At 62.1% G+C, this 14,482-nt stretch carries 11 protein-coding genes, 1 tRNA gene and 1 pseudogene; 3 read left to right on the top strand and 10 right to left on the bottom strand.

Features of this window, described 5'->3' with window-relative positions:
* Positions 1-378: 378 nt before the first annotated feature.
* Positions 379-1,242 (bottom strand): alpha/beta fold hydrolase, encoded by an 864-nt coding sequence (locus ACZBJS_RS28955; RefSeq protein ID WP_316395429.1) that lies wholly within the window; start codon positions 1,240-1,242, stop codon positions 379-381.
* Positions 1,243-1,455: 213 nt separating this feature from the next.
* Between ACZBJS_RS28955 and ACZBJS_RS28950 the strand changes: the two genes are divergently transcribed.
* A tRNA-Ser gene (locus tag ACZBJS_RS28950) sits at positions 1,456-1,545 on the top strand.
* Positions 1,501-1,944: pseudogene (locus ACZBJS_RS28945) on the top strand (GNAT family N-acetyltransferase); the annotation flags it as partial. The gene ACZBJS_RS28950 and the pseudogene ACZBJS_RS28945, both read left to right, overlap by 45 nt.
* Positions 1,945-2,010: 66 nt before the next feature.
* On the opposite strand, the gene ACZBJS_RS28940 reads toward ACZBJS_RS28945, so the two are convergent.
* The 5 genes from ACZBJS_RS28940 to ACZBJS_RS28920 form a co-directional block, all read right to left on the bottom strand.
* Positions 2,011-2,688: a hypothetical protein gene (locus ACZBJS_RS28940; protein WP_229191612.1), complete on the bottom strand. Its 678-nt coding sequence runs from the start codon at positions 2,686-2,688 to the stop codon at positions 2,011-2,013.
* Positions 2,689-2,800: 112 nt separating this feature from the next.
* Positions 2,801-3,001 carry a hypothetical protein gene (locus tag ACZBJS_RS28935; RefSeq protein ID WP_057020971.1) on the bottom strand — a complete coding sequence of 67 codons (201 nt, stop codon included), beginning with the start codon at positions 2,999-3,001 and terminating at the stop codon, positions 2,801-2,803.
* A gap of 191 nt (positions 3,002-3,192) precedes the next feature.
* On the bottom strand, positions 3,193-3,777 hold the full coding sequence (locus ACZBJS_RS28930; protein WP_057020970.1) for a protein-S-isoprenylcysteine O-methyltransferase: 585 nt from the start codon (positions 3,775-3,777) through the stop codon (positions 3,193-3,195).
* Between the two features lie 244 nt (positions 3,778-4,021).
* Positions 4,022-4,561, bottom strand: coding sequence for an SGNH/GDSL hydrolase family protein (locus ACZBJS_RS28925; protein ID WP_229191613.1), 540 nt, complete (start codon positions 4,559-4,561; stop codon positions 4,022-4,024).
* A gap of 125 nt (positions 4,562-4,686) precedes the next feature.
* Positions 4,687-5,400: a thioesterase domain-containing protein gene (locus tag ACZBJS_RS28920; protein WP_229191614.1), complete on the bottom strand. Its 714-nt coding sequence runs from the start codon at positions 5,398-5,400 to the stop codon at positions 4,687-4,689.
* A 383-nt stretch (positions 5,401-5,783) separates the two neighbouring features.
* Here ACZBJS_RS28920 and ACZBJS_RS28915 point away from each other — a divergent pair, with 383 nt between their 5' ends.
* Complete coding sequence (locus ACZBJS_RS28915; RefSeq protein ID WP_057020899.1) at positions 5,784-7,013, top strand: RBBP9/YdeN family alpha/beta hydrolase; 1,230 nt, start codon at positions 5,784-5,786, stop codon at positions 7,011-7,013.
* A 122-nt stretch (positions 7,014-7,135) separates the two neighbouring features.
* Here the strand turns inward: ACZBJS_RS28915 and ACZBJS_RS28910 are convergent, their stop codons facing one another.
* The 4 genes from ACZBJS_RS28910 to ACZBJS_RS28895 form a co-directional block, all read right to left on the bottom strand.
* The gene (locus tag ACZBJS_RS28910) at positions 7,136-7,774 is read right to left on the bottom strand and encodes a flavodoxin family protein (RefSeq protein ID WP_229191624.1); all 639 of its coding nucleotides are present in this window, start codon (positions 7,772-7,774) and stop codon (positions 7,136-7,138) included.
* Positions 7,775-8,639: 865 nt separating this feature from the next.
* A complete protein-coding gene (locus ACZBJS_RS28905) occupies positions 8,640-10,229 on the bottom strand; it encodes an ABC-F family ATP-binding cassette domain-containing protein (RefSeq protein ID WP_316395430.1) in 1,590 nt (529 codons plus the stop codon).
* Positions 10,230-10,361: 132 nt separating this feature from the next.
* Positions 10,362-11,681, bottom strand: a complete 1,320-nt coding sequence (locus ACZBJS_RS28900) for an Hsp70 family protein (RefSeq protein ID WP_463439603.1) — start codon at positions 11,679-11,681, stop codon at positions 10,362-10,364.
* A 245-nt stretch (positions 11,682-11,926) separates the two neighbouring features.
* Complete coding sequence (locus ACZBJS_RS28895; RefSeq protein WP_316395432.1) at positions 11,927-14,302, bottom strand: glucose/quinate/shikimate family membrane-bound PQQ-dependent dehydrogenase; 2,376 nt, start codon at positions 14,300-14,302, stop codon at positions 11,927-11,929.
* Positions 14,303-14,482 lie beyond the last annotated feature (180 nt).

The following is a 14,482-nucleotide window of genomic DNA, read 5'->3' as shown; positions in this document are numbered from 1 at the left end:
ACCCCATCAGGCGACGGCCTTCGCGCCGATCCCGTACAGAAGCAAGTGCCCGGCGAGTGGATGACGCGAAAAGGGATTGACTAACCAAGGCCCGTTACAGAAGCCCGGATGCAGCCAACGGGTCGCGCGAATGCGCGCCCGATGACAGGCTCCGCGAAATCCGGGGCACCTCCATCCGCAGATCCAGCGGCCGCGGATTACGCACGGTAAGGTTGATCGGTTAGGTTAAGATCGGGTTCGCGTTGCCGTTTCGACGTCGGTCGCTACCGTGGACCGTGTCGCTCCCGCCGACCGGCGAAGCCGCACTTCCCGGCCAGCAATATTAAGAAGCGGCACGGGACCGCCAGTTTTTGTCGCGTCCTGGCGGTCCCACCACTTCTACTTCCAATTGATCCGCCCGAAGAAGCCGGCGATCTCGGCGGCCGCGCGGTCGGGGTCCTCGCGATGCGGGAAATGCCCGACATCGGGAAACATCCCAAGGTCCAGATTGGAGAAGGTCTCGCCTAATCGGTCGGTCCAGGCATAGGGAAACAGCGGATCGTGCTCGGCCCAGCGAATGCAGGTCGGAACAGTGATCGGCGGCAGCGCCGGGGCTTCGCCCTGCATCATCTTCACGCGCGCCGCATGCGACGCGCGATAATGCGCAAAGCCGCCGGCGAGATTGCCGGGCTTGAAGAAGTTGTCGGCGAAGGCCTCGATCACGTCGTCGAACGCAGCCTTGCGGTGCGACCAGTTGTGCAGGAAATGGCCGATATAGCTGCGGCAGCTGTCTCTGTTGGCGCCGACCAGCGCCGGCGCCATCTCCATCTGGTGGAACGACTGGTACCAGATGTGGTTCAGCCGGTCGGGCGCGGCCATCCGCGGCCCGATGCCGGGATAGACGAAATCGAAGAAAAACAATCCGGCGATGCGCTCGGGCGCCTTGCGGGCGAGGGGCTGCATCACGGCGCCACCGACGTCGTGGCCAACCACGCCGGCCTTGTCGATCCCGAGCGCGTCCAGCAGCGCCAGCATGTCGTCGGTATGCTGATCGGGGCCATAGGGGCCTTCGGGCTTGTCGCTGTCGCCGAAGCCGCGCAGGTCGGGGGCGATCAGGGTGTAGCGGCCGGCGAGCCGCGGCATGACAGGCTTCCAGGTCAGCCAGAACTCCGGCCAGCCGTGCAACAGCAGCAGCGGCTTGCCTGTCCCGGTCCGCGCGACGTGGAACGCCGCGCCATTGGCTCGAATCGTCACATGCTCCATGGCCCGCTCCTGCTCCGGCTGGTTCGCTCGCGCGCCGATCGAGCCAGAACCGTTCTGCTAGCGCTTTGTTTCCGCGCGCTTTCTCCGGCCGTCCTGGTGCTTTGGTGGCGCGAGGCACGGGTGACGGAAATATTATTGCAGCGCCTTGTCTGTCCCGCCATCCTCGCCTAGAACACGCCCCGACCGCGGGTGGCGCAAATCACCCGGGCCATCGGAGAGGTGGCAGAGTGGTTGAATGCACCGCACTCGAAATGCGGCATAGGTGCAAGCCTATCGGGGGTTCGAATCCCTCCCTCTCCGCCACCCTTCGCCCTGCCGGGCTTCGAGTGGCAGGCCACCCTGCCTAGCGGGCTCCGCTGCGCGCTGACATTCCACACGATCACGACCGCTCGCCTGACGCTGCGTCCGCAGGCGATTGACGAGTTCGCCGCCGATCAGGCGTTCCTGGCCTCGCTCCGATCGGCCGGAATGGGCGGCTCGATCGATGTGCGCGCGGCGTGGGGGATGTTTTGCAACGACCTAGCGTGCTGGCGCTTGTTCGGTCATGGCGCGTTGATGATTGAGGTCACGGCTTCGAAGCAGTGCGTCGGCCAGGTCGGCATCAACCATGGGCCGCTGTTTCCGGAGCAGGAGCTTGGCTGGCTGCTCTATGACGGACAGGGCTACGCCACCGAGGCGGCGCTTGCCTTGCGCAACCGGACCTTTGCGGCAGCCGCGATCCGCTACAGCCTCGACCTCCCGGTATTTCGAACAGCCTTAGCGGGAAAACTAGCGATCCGAATCAGCCAACTGCGCCGTTTGGCGCCCGCCGTTCAACTCTCTCAACTGATTTACGTATTCCTCAGGCTTCAACAAATGGAATGGCGCCTTCAGGCCCATGAAGTTGGCGATGCGACCAATAAAGGCCGTGCAATTGGTCGTTTCCGCATTCCAAACAGGCGAGGTCGCCTGGAGGTGCTTGATGTACGCAAAGACCTTCTTCGCGTCGGCCTCGCTCAAGTACACGCGATAGCTGGCCGTCAGATACTGCTCGTCAAGGTCGCCGTAGCTCGCTCCGGTCTCGGAGGGCACCCAAGTAAGATGTCCGAGCACATAAGGCAGGACATCGCCCGCCGGGTGCAGCCCGGCGACTTCGACCTGCTTCTCGCTTGTCTTGCCGTACCAAACAAACGCATGCCCATAAGAAGCCGCCGTGCGGGCACGAAAGTCGACGTAGTACGGCCCTTTGGCCGAGGACCTTCGAACCGGCTTCGCGGCTGCTCCGGAAGCGGGACCGCTTGAACCCGCGACGGCCGTTGCCACAACCGACCTCGTCGACGGCTTACGCGGCTTGTCCTGCCGCAGCGGCGCTTGATCCGTTTGCGCAGCCAATTGCTGCGCATGACCGATGCCGGCTCCCAAAGTCACGGAAGCCACAATGACACCAATTCCGGCAAGCAGCCACAAGCCGCCCCGTGTCCGATTGGATTCTGGCACGTTCAAGCCCTCACAAGGGTAGTCGGCCCCAAGCAGCGCCTTCAGCAAAACTAAAGCGTGCGCTGACTGAGCGATCCTCGAGCTAACCCTTCGTCACGATCGGAGCAGGAGCTTTTCCAACCGGGTACTTACCGACGGGGTACTTGCCAACCGGATACTTGCCGATCGGCATCTTGCCAACCGGAGCCGTAGCAGTAACCGGCTGCGGATGAGGAAGATCTGCCGCGCTGGCGGCAGCCACAAAACCAAACGTCGCAACTCCAGCAACCAGGAACTTCAACATCGTGATCTCCGAGATGGGTAGCGTGAACATGAACAGCCTACCCTCTAAAGGCCATGGCGTAATTAACGCTGTAGCAAAGCTGGCGCTTGCGCGGTCATTTCCTTGCCGAGTGTGACAAAAACGGCACGGCATTATTGCTTTGTGTGAGTATCCGGACGTGAGTTCGGCGAGAGGAGTCTCTTGTGGCCGGCTCAGAACAGCCTCGGTAAAAGGCGTCCGGTCCGGGCCATATATTCGCGATACTCGTCGCCGAAGGCTTCCAGCATCATCTGCTCTTCTCGGGCAACTCGCCCGAAAAACAAGGTTCCAAATCCGATCAGGCCTGCGAAACCGGCCACCCAGTTCGGAAGGAGCAATGCCTGAGCAGCAGCCCAAAGCCAGAATGCAGTATACATAGGATGGCGAACTGTCCGATAAATACCGTCTGTGATCAGGCGATGATTTTCCCGCACGTCGAGGCTTAAGGACCAATTCCGACCAAGAGCTCGGTGGGTCAGCCGGAACATGACCAGCGCCGCAACCGCGACGAAAACACCCAGCCAGGCTTGAGCTGGCCGGAAAGCGTATGATGCGAAATGAGGCATGGCCGTTGCGATGTAGACGAGCGGCACAATGCCAAGACCCGTGAGCGATATCAGCAGCAGGGTGTTTTCGCGCGAGCCTCGGGCGCTTCTCGCGACCTTTTCACGGCGAGCACGACGCGCGTGTCTGTAGCGGATGAGATACCAACCGACCGCCATCATCACGAACACGAACTTGGCAATACCGGGCGTCATCATGGACCACGCGCTTGTTTCGCTGGCGCGCCATCTTCGCCGATCATCGAAAGGGTAGCATCCTTGGCGAGCGTCTGAGATCTGACAGAAGCACGTCCACAGACCGGCATGAACCAATCATACAGGGCTTGCGGGTCGTTTCCACCGATTAGTTGGCAGTCCGACAGGTGGATCCTGGGTGGATGCGTCGCCCGGTTCGCTCTATCGAACCGGATAGCACAATGCCGGCATGGCAAGGCTTTTTCTATCTCGCGCGCGGCGGAGGCACGGTGGCTCTCCGGTCTATCTCCAACACTCGCGGGAGCAATTGCGACGCTATGAAAGCATGCCCGGCAGCCGTGAGGTGAATAAGATCGAAAGCGTAATACTGCGGAGGAATCTCTTCGTCGTACAAAATGACTTTGATGGCGCGATCACGGAGCCGTCGCTCCATCGCCGCGATGTTGGCCGCCCGCTGCTCCTTCGTGACAAGGAAGCGCCTATCGTTGCCTCCAGGCTGCAAGATGACGATGTCGGTTCCCTTTGGCACGTCGCTATCAATGCGCTTCAACATGCCGGCGGTGGTGTCAAAGGGAACTCCGGCATTGGCGACGGTCGCATTGACGCCCTTCTCCCTCAGCAGGGCTTCTAGCTTGGCCGGGTAAGCGCCTTGCCTCCCAACGTACCAGCCTTGGGTGTTGCTTGCGCCGACTGCCACGATATGAATCGGCTTTGTGAAGGCTGCACACACGGCCGCCACGCAACAAATGGCGATGGCGGCTGAGAGTTTTCTAAATGGCGTCACTGACTGTCTCCCGGCCTAAAGTGCCAAGCAAAAACAACACCGACACCGGGCTCCTGCAGGGACCTAATCTAAAGCCTCACATCTTGCGTCAACGCCAACTTCAAACTGTCCTTTTGGACGGTATGCTAAGAGTTGGTCGAAGCTCGGGCTGCAGATGAAACCGGGTTCGAAGGACTCTGATTTCTTCGTGGGCGCGCGACAGCCGATCCGATTGCCCTGATCTTTCGTAGAACCATGCTATGCAACGCCGTGTCTTTATCGATGTTGAAGTGAGTGACGTTTGCATTACGAACATAGAAATTCGTCAGCTCGCCGCGGAAGCCGGGTCCGCGACCTATTCTAACGCCTTCATTTTTGTACAGATTTAGAACGCGCCCTACGTTGGCCGATGCCATATGCGACGATGTTCCGTCGAATGGGACGACCAAAGCAACCGGCACGCCCATTTGGCCAAGGTGCTCTGCCATCGACATCACGGCATCTGCACCAAGAGAGTGCCCCACCAGTATGATAGGCCCGCGCTGGCCTGCCCTATATCTTACGATGATTTCGTCGGCGACGCTTCTCCATTGAGTGTGATTTGCGACAGCCGCGACAACGCCAGCCGCCTGCAACTGAGCGGCAAGGTCGTCCATGCCCAAAGAAAAGACGTTCAACAATCCGCGGAATAAATAAACGTGCGCCGCAGAAGAGTGCAGTCGAGCGGGCGAATTTGTCGATCTAAGCGCCACCGCCGTTCCGGGCTTCGCCTGAGCCCCATTGTTCAAAAGCAGACTGCTTGCCAAAAGAATCGTCAAGCTGGCGCACATCAGCGCCGTGCTGCAACGCAATCTCTCCATTGTCAGAATCCCCGCCACCTCAGGTCGAGACGCATTAAATCAGACTTACGAATCGTGACAATCCTGAACGGCTTCGAAAAACGCGTTGAGGCGCGCAATTGGCTCGCTGTCGCGGATTTGCCACACGAAGAAAGCGATCGTGCCGCGACCGTCAGGACCCTCTACTGTCAGTGACTCCGGCGCCCTGCGCTTTTTTGCTCAAAGCCAAACTCAACGAGTGCCACCCCGCGGACGAAGTGGTAATTTTACAAGCCGAGATCCGCATCATCCATGTCAGGTTCGCCAAGGGCTGCGGTCAACGAGGAGCAGCGCCAAAGTGTCCATGCATTTCCGTCTTACAGAATGAACGCCGATCAATATCTTTACAGAATTCGAGCTGCTGGATGATTCGACGACGGCACGTCTTTCACATTGGTGGTTACGATCCAATCACCCCCGAAGAGCAGGTCGAGCGCTTGCGGCGCTCGCTCTCGAGCTTCCAAAAGATTTGGGGCGCTTCTTCACGGCTGTCGGAGATATCGAACACGTCTGCAATTAGTGCTTCATGCAGCCTGGAAGCATGGGGGCCAAACTGGAAAACTCACGTCACCTTCGAAATACTCCGCTGGGATGATCTCATTCGGTGCGATTCGAAAGCCGGCTTCGTGTCTCGTCTCGTTCAATCCTTGAAAGCGCTATTCGACTTCATCGTGACGGGAACAATATTTAGATATGCGATCGCGAGCTGGAAGTACGCTGTCTTTTTCATCTTTCCATATTGCTGCTTGCTATTGATCGCATTTTGCAGCCTCGGGCTGTCATATCTGGTGATCAGGCTCATACACGCTACATTTTGGATCGAATTACTGCTTGGACTTTCTTTGTCGCTTGCCATCTTCGTCGGCGCGATGCTCTGGATCGGACCAAAGCGTAGGATAAATCACATTCTCGATGATGCCATTTTCTCCCACCAATTTCTTTACGGGCAGAAGAACAAACTTGACGAGCGGCTCGGCGCTTTTGCGAACCTGATATCAAGAACGGTTCGGGCCGCAGAAGTTGATGAAGTTCTGATTGTTGGCCACTCCCTCGGCGCAGCGCTCACAATTGCGGCGGTGGCGCGCGCGCTGACATCGGATCCTCCGCTCGAAACGTGTGGACCCAAACTATGCGTTCTCACGGTGGGCGCTACCATTCCTAAATTCGCGCTGCATCCGATGGGCGGCCAAATACGGAAAGCGGCGCAACTTGTGGCCGGAACGTCTGCGATAGGCTGGGTCGAATACCAGGCTCGAGATGACGCAATCAGCTTCTATCGCTTCGACCCCGTCACTCTGAAACGTGTCAGTCGAGACCATTCAGGTGGCCACCCAAGGATTCGGCGCGTCCAAATACATTCAATGATAAGTCCAATCCGCTTCAGACGTCATCGATTCGATTTTATGCAGATTCACTATCAGTTTCTAATGGGAAACGATCAACGTTCGGCTTACGACTATTGCATGATTACTTGCGGTCCGCTCGATTTCGACGTTTCGACTTCACCGTGCGGAGCGGTTGGCCTGTTCGACGCGGACGGTTCGGTGATGACGACCAAAGTTGATGATCGGCTGGATCCGTCATGCCGAGAATAGACGCGAGCCAGCGCAGCCAGGCGTCGTGCACGCGACCGAGCCCAGCATCCGATAGGCTAGCCGGATCAGGCGCGGACGCAGCTCGGCGAAGATTTCGGCCGCCGACGCTTCGGCTGCATCGTTCATGACGCTGCCCGAACGGGCACCGAGGCCGTGTCACGGCCGCGTACAAACTGAAGTGCCGTCTTTGCCACCCGCTGTCCCAGGTGACCGGCGGTTGCGAGATCGGATCCCGGCGGCGCGGTGTCCGCGCCCTCGTCGGTGTTCGATTGCGCGCCGGCTCCCAGCCAAAATCCCAGCCTGTTCGGATCGGCTTCCGATCCCGATGCGGAGTTGTTCCCTGGGGGCAGATCGAGATTGACCCAATGCATCCCATGCTGCGCGGCGAACAATGCAAGCTGGATCGATGTGGACAGCTTGTCGCCGGCGTGTGCCCCCGAATTGGTGAAGCCTGCCGCGAGCTTGTCTTTCCAGCGATAGCCTTTGGACATCACCGCGCGTGAAGTTGCTTCCTGAAAGGCTTTGAAGGCCGCGGAGGCGGCGCCCATGTAAGTGGGCGTGCCGAAGATCAGCGCTTCCGCATCCATCAGCCGATCCCAGTTCTGTTCCACGTTCTCGACGGGCACCAGAAGCGCCTCTGCGCCATCGATATCCTGGACGCCGGACCTGACGGCCTCCGCCTGCCGCCGGGTATGGCCGTAGGCGCTATGATAGACGATTGCGATCAGGGTGCGACCGCCGCCGGTTCCGAGTGTGTGCATGCTGTCCTCTGCTGCTGCCCTTGCAGAAGCCAAGACAAGACAGCGCGTCGAAACGTGACATGCCCTGCGAACTTTCGTCCGGAGGATGTTGCTCCAATTGACCGCCACGCAGGCCGGGAGCGGCGGCCGCCGGCTCCTTTGCATGGGGTTGTTTTCGATATTTTGGCGGGAGCCGCGGTCGCGTCGGGGGCGATCGACCTCGCCGAAGGTTGACCCCGACAATCCCATCCATCATCACCGGGTGTCGGCAGCGAGGTCGAACCTCGCGCGGTCGCGCCGGTAACCTTAATTTTTCCTTTCGATTGTCGATAAAGTTTTATCGATTATCCTCGTGGCCATTGAGCGGTGTGACGAACCGCACGATGAGCGGCAACAGCCGAGTGGCTGGACGACCGCTCTGAAATCGAAGGGTGGGCAGAGCGCAGTGCCAGCCACCTTTCGGGCTGTCCGGCGGCGGCCGGCGGGGCAAATCAATTTTGAAGTGCTTTTGATTGCCAGGTTGCGGCGCATATCGCTCCGCATGAAGCCTTTCAATTGGGATGTTCCAAGATGACGCTCGCGCATGTCTTGATCGCGGTCGGTGGCGGCTTTGTGCTGCTGGCTGGCTTCGTCGCATTTGCCCTTTGGAGAAACGCGCTTCATTCGACGGCGCGGATTTAGCAACAGACCAGATTCAGCTCCGACGGCCTCGCGCTTGGGGACAAGCGAGGCTGGCGGGATGGCCGCACCGCCGCGCGGCCTGACAGCCGAGCACCGCGCCTTACGACCTACCCCAAGGCGACGCGTGCTCGGCTGTTCACTTTCCTGACCAATCTTCGTCGTTCGAAACATTGATTGCGCAATGGCAATTGCTCCGCTCTCCGCGTCACCTCCACGACGCGAGATCCAGTCTGCGCGTGATCGCGATGGCCTCGAGGAAGGCCTCATCGTGGCTGACGACCAGCAGCGCGCCGTCATAGGCGCGCAAGCCGGCCTCGACCGCTTCCATGGATTCGATATCCAGGTGATTGGTCGGCTCGTCGAGGATCAGGAAAGGCGGCGGCCTCACGCCGCCCAGCACACAGGCAAGACCGGCGCGAAGCAACTGGCCGCCGGAGAGGCTCGCAACGGGCTGCAGCGCGGCATCGGCGCGGAACATGAATCGCGCCAGCGCCGCGCGACAGGCGTTCTCGCCGGCATCCGGATTGATGCGCCGGAAATTGTCCAGGATGGAGGCCGAGGCATCGAGCAGGCTGACCGCCTGATCGAACATCGCGAACCGGGTCATCACCTCGACGGTGCCGCGCGCCGCGGTCAGGTCGCCACCGACGAGCTTGAGCAGCGTCGTCTTGCCGGCACCGTTGGGGCCAGTGATCGCGACGCGCTCCGGACCCGACATGGAGAAGGTGACGTCACGCAGGATCGGCGCTTCCGTGCCGTAGCCGACATCGGCCGCGTCGATCCGCAGCACCATCCTGCTCGCCGGCAGATGCGTCGAGGGCAGCTGCACCGCGAACGGTTGCAGCACCTCGATGCGTTGCCGCGCCGCGGTGGCAAGTTCGAGCGCTTGCGTCCGCCGTCGTTCGGCGAGGCGGGCGTTCTCGCCGCCGCTGTCCTCGCTGCGGTCCTTGCGCAGCCCGGCGGCGATGCGCGGCAGATCGCCCTTGGCGCGCTTCCTTGCACCCGCGCCGTCCTTGCGCGCCTTCCGTTCGTTGGCTTCTCTTGTGTTACGGTCGATCTCGGCGACGCGCTTCTCGGCATCGGCCAGATCGTGTCGTGCTGCCGACAGCTCGATGGCCTTGCGTGCGCGATACTGGCTCCAATTGCCGCCGTACCGCCTGGCTTCCAGCGATGTCAGTTCGACGATCGCATCCATCGTCTCCAGCAGTTCGCGGTCGTGGCTGACGATGATGGCGCCTTGCCGCCAGTCGGCGAGCAGGTCGATCACCGCCTTGCGTCCCGCGCGGTCGAGATTGTTGGTCGGCTCATCCAGCAGCAGAAAGTCGGGTTGCGCGAAGGTCAGGGCGGCGAGGCACGCCCGGGTGGCCTGGCCGCCGGACAGCGCTGCCAGCGGCGCGTCGAGTGCATCGCTCAGTCCGACGCGCTCGAGCGCGGCCGCGATGCGCGTATCGAGCGTCCAGTCGACGTCGGCAATCTCCTCGGAGCTCGCAAGGCCCTGTTCGGCACGACGTAGCGCGGCCAATGCGCGGCGCGCGTCGAACAGGTCGACGACGCGTTCATCCGGCTTTAGCTGAACCGTCTGATGCAGCATCCCGACGCGTCCCTGAACCGAGACCGTGCCGGATTGCGGCGTGCGCACCCTCGCGATGAGGCCGAGCAGCGTCGTCTTGCCGACGCCGTTCCTGCCGACAAGGCCGGTGCGTTCAGGTCCGAAATTCAGATCGACATTGGAAAGGAGAACCCGGCCGTCAGGCGCGGACAGGGTCAGGTGAGAAAGCGCGATCGATGCAGGCATGAATATCCCCGAGGGCAAGGCTGATGGGCGTTGCTGTCAGGGTGAAATCCATGGCCGTCGGCATCCTCGTGGATTGATGATTGGCGTGATGTAGTCGTCTATTGAGCCGGGATCAAGGCGCGAAGCAAGCCGTCACGCGGCCTCGGCGAAGGTCCAGCGGTCTGGATCGGGCGTGTGGCCGATCAAAGCGAGGCCGTAGGCGATCGATTCGAATTGATCCGCCGAAGTCAGCCGTGCCGCGCCGAAGCGCTCGGCGAACAGCCGCTGCACGGCCGGCACGAACGAGGTGCCGCCGGTCAAAAACACCTTCTCGACGTCGCGCGCGGTGATGCTCGACTTGGCCAGCGCCTCGTCCACCGTCGCGCCGAACCGCTCGATGTCGTCGGCGATCCAGGATTCGAAATCGTCGCGCGTCACGGTGGCGCCGATATCGATGCCTTCGCGGGCGAAGCGGAAATCGACGCGGTCGCGGCTCGACAGCGCGACCTTGGTGTCGGACACGGCGCGATAAAGCGCGAAGCCGAGATCGTGGTCGACGATGGTGATGAAATCGTGCAGCGGCGCCGGATCGAGCGCGGTGCGCGCGAGCTGCTGCAATTCGCGCAAATCGCCATTGCCCCGCATCATCGCGAGCTGATGCCAGCGGGCAAGGCTCGAATAATAGTGATTGGGGATCGGCAGCACTTTGTCGAACGAGCGGTAGCTGGTGCCCTTGCCGAGTCGCGGCGAGACGATGTGGTCGACGATGCGGTAATCGAAGGTGTCGCCGGCGATGCCGATGCCGGCATGGCCCAGCGGTTCGGCGCGCAGCACGCCGCCCTTGCGCGAGAACCGCATCACGGAGAAGTCGCTGGTGCCGCCGCCGAAATCGGCGACCAGCACGGTGGCATCGTGGTCCAGTGTGCGCGCGAAGGAGAACGCCGCGCCGACCGGCTCGTAGACATAGCGCGCATGGCCGGCGCCGAGCCGCTCGAATGCGGCGCGGTAGCGCTGCATCGCGAGCTCGTCATTGGGATTGCCGCCGGCAAATTTCACCGGACGGCCGACCATGATGGTCGGCGCGCCGAGATCGAATCCTTCGCCGGCATGGCGCGTCAGCGTGCGCAGGAACGCCGCGAGCAGGTCCTCGAACTTGTAGCGTTGCCGGAAGATCTGGGTGGTGTTGAAGGCCGAGCTTGCCGCGAACGTCTTGAACGACTGGATGAAGCGATGGATCGTGCGTCCCTCGAGGAACTGCTCGATCGCCCACGGGCCGCCCTCGGCGCGCGGATGCAGGCCCGCGCCCGGCCGCTCCTCCCAGAAGCACAGCGCAGACACATAGACGCTATGCGTGCGGCCGCCGTGGTCGAAGCGAACAGCCTCGACGCGGCCATCGCCGTCGGACAGCGCGACCACGGTGTTGCTGGTCCCAAAATCGACGCCAATCGAGACGGCGGGCGGGGCGCTCGACATGTCATGCTCGGATTGTCTGTGAAAGGGGGCGGACCTTTAGCGGCTTTGGCCGGATTTGCCAACCCGTCTGGACGCTATCCAGCTGGGCCAGTTCCACCTCCCCTTGGAAAGGGGAGGTCGCTTTGCTCGCCAGAGCAAAGCGGGTGGGGATCCGCGCCCTCCGCAGAGAGCATTGCCTGCGGCTACCCCCATCCCGACCTTCCCCCTTTCAGGGGGAAGGAAGATGACGGCCTCAATGACGCGGCTCAATCCTTCAACGCGTAGGCGATGACGTAGTCGCCGCGTTTGGTGCCGAACGAGCCGTGGCCGCCGGCCGCGGTGACGACGTATTGCTTGCCGCCAGCCTCGTAGCTCATCGGCGTCGATTGGGCGCCGGCCGGCAGGCGATCCTCCCAGAGCACCTTGCCGTTGCGCACATCGTAGGCCCGGATCGTGTACTCATAGGTCCCGGTGTAGAACGCAACGCCGCCGGCGGTGGTGATCGGCCCGCCCAGCATCGGCACGCCCATCTTGAATGGAAGCGGCAGCGGCGTGGTGTCCCGGATCGTGCCGTTGGGATGCTGCCAGACGATCTTCATCGTCTTCAGGTCGATCGCGGCCATCGAGCCCCATGGCGGCCGGTAGCACGGCACGGAGAGCGGCGAGAGGAAGCTCGAGATGCCGACGCCGAACGGCGTGCCGTACATCGGCTGCACCCCGACCTCGCTGCCGACCGGTTTCTCGGCCGTCGGCGCCGGAGGATTGAGCGGACCGCGCGGAATGAGCGTGGAGGCGAACGGCAACGACATCGGATTGGCGATGGCGATCTGCCTGACAGGATCGACCGCGATGCCGCCCCATTCGAACATGCCGAGATTGCCCGGGAAGACCAGCGTACCCTGCAACGAGGGCGGCGTGAAGGTGCCTTCGTAGCGCAAGCGGTGGAACATGATCCGGCACAGCAACTGGTCGAAGATCGTGCCGCCCCACATGTCGGCGCCGGTCAGCTTCGCCTCCGGGCGGAAGGTCAGTTCGGAAAACGGCTGGGTCGCTGCAGAGCGGTCGCCGGGCGCGGGCCCTTGCGGCACCGCGCGTTCCGGCGCCGGCACGATCAGCTCGCCGGTCCTGCGGTCGAGCACGAAGATGTTGCCCACCTTGGTCGGCTGGATCAGCGCGGGAACGACGCCCTTGGCCGTCGTCACATCGACCAAGCTCGGTTGCGAGGGAACGTCCATGTCCCAGAGATCATGATGCACGGTCTGGTACGACCAGACGCGCTTGCCGGTGTTGACGTCAAGCGCGACGATGGCGCTGGAATAGCGCTCGACCAGCGCATCGCGATTGCCGCCCCAGATGTCAGGTCCGTTGTTGCCGGTCGGGATGTAGACCAGATTCAATTTCGGATCGAACGAGGCCGTGATCCAGGAATTCGGCGACCCGTTGGTGTAATGACGCGTCGGCGACGGCAATGCGTTCTCGTCCGCCGCGCCGGAATCCCAGGCCCAAACCAGCTTGCCGGTATAGACATCGAAGCCGCGGATCACGCCCGACGGCACCTCGATCGCATAATTGTCGATCACCGCGGCGGCCACGACCAGGATCTTGTCGCTGACGACCGGCGGCGACGTCGGCTCGAAGAAGCCGGCGGTCTTGATTCCCATCCCTTGCTGCAGGTCGAGGATGCCGTGATCGGCGAAACCATCGCAGAGCTTGCCGCTGTCGGCATCGAGCGCGATCATGCGGCCGTCATTGACGGGCAGGAAGATCCGCCGCGGGCATTCGGCCGGCGCCGGATTGCCGCCAGAGTCGACGGCGCCCTGCGCGGTTTCGTGATAGGAGACGCCGCGGCAAGTCATGTGCTGGAACGTCTTGTTGTGCACGAGCTTGGGGTCGTAGCGCCAGCGCTCCGTGCCGGTCTTGGCGTCGAGCGCAAACAGCACCTGGTGCTGCGAGCAGAGATAGAGCGTATCGCGCACCTTGATCGGGGTGACCTCGAAGGTGGTCTCCCCGGAATCCTCTGGTGTCTTCACGTCGCCGGTGCGGAAGGTCCAGGCGACCTTGAGGTTGCCGACATTGTCAGGCGTGATCTGCTTCAGCGGCGAATAGCGCTGTCCGAACTGCGTGCGTCCATAGGCGCGCCAGTCGCCGTCCGGCTGCGGGTCGGCTTCGCTTTGCGGCACGGCAGAGCCGGACTCGGCAATCGTGCCGTTGATGTCGTGATAGCTGGACAGCAGCCCGGCGATGAGCACCGCCGCAGCAGCGACGACGCCGATCCAGAGTGGCGCCGTCGCGCGCATGTAAGGCACCGGCCCGCTTCGTGTCAGGGCACGAACGATCACCGGCGTAAGCAGCCAAAGCGCCATGGGGAAGATGATGTCGCCACGCGCCGCGAGCGGCCACCAGTCGAACCGCAGCTCATAGACGGCCCACGCCAGCGTGCCGAGCAGCACGATCGCAAACAGCCAGAGCGCCTGATGGCGCCGCGCCAGCAACAGCGCAGCCGTGGCGAGAATGCCGACGCCGAGGACAATGTAGAAGGGCGATCCACCTAGTGCGGCGAGCCAAATGCCCCCGCCCGCGAGGACCAGGCCGATCAGGGCGTAGACGATAGCCGTGATGAAGACTGCCCTGGATCGCTGCATGGTCGCTCCGGTGCGGGGGAGGGATCGGGCTTGTCCCGCACAAGCGCGACAGACCGCGTCCGCCATCGCGGACTGTCGTTCAGCCAACCGCAACTTGCAACCTGGAACTGCGATGTTGATGTGCCACAAGCGCGTAAGGTTGCTATGCGAAACCCGCCGAAGCAAATCATTCAAAATGCG

The sequence above is a fragment of the Bradyrhizobium sp. KZN70725 genome (genome assembly GCF_055264925.1).
This window is presented reverse-complemented; position numbering and strand designations above follow the sequence as displayed.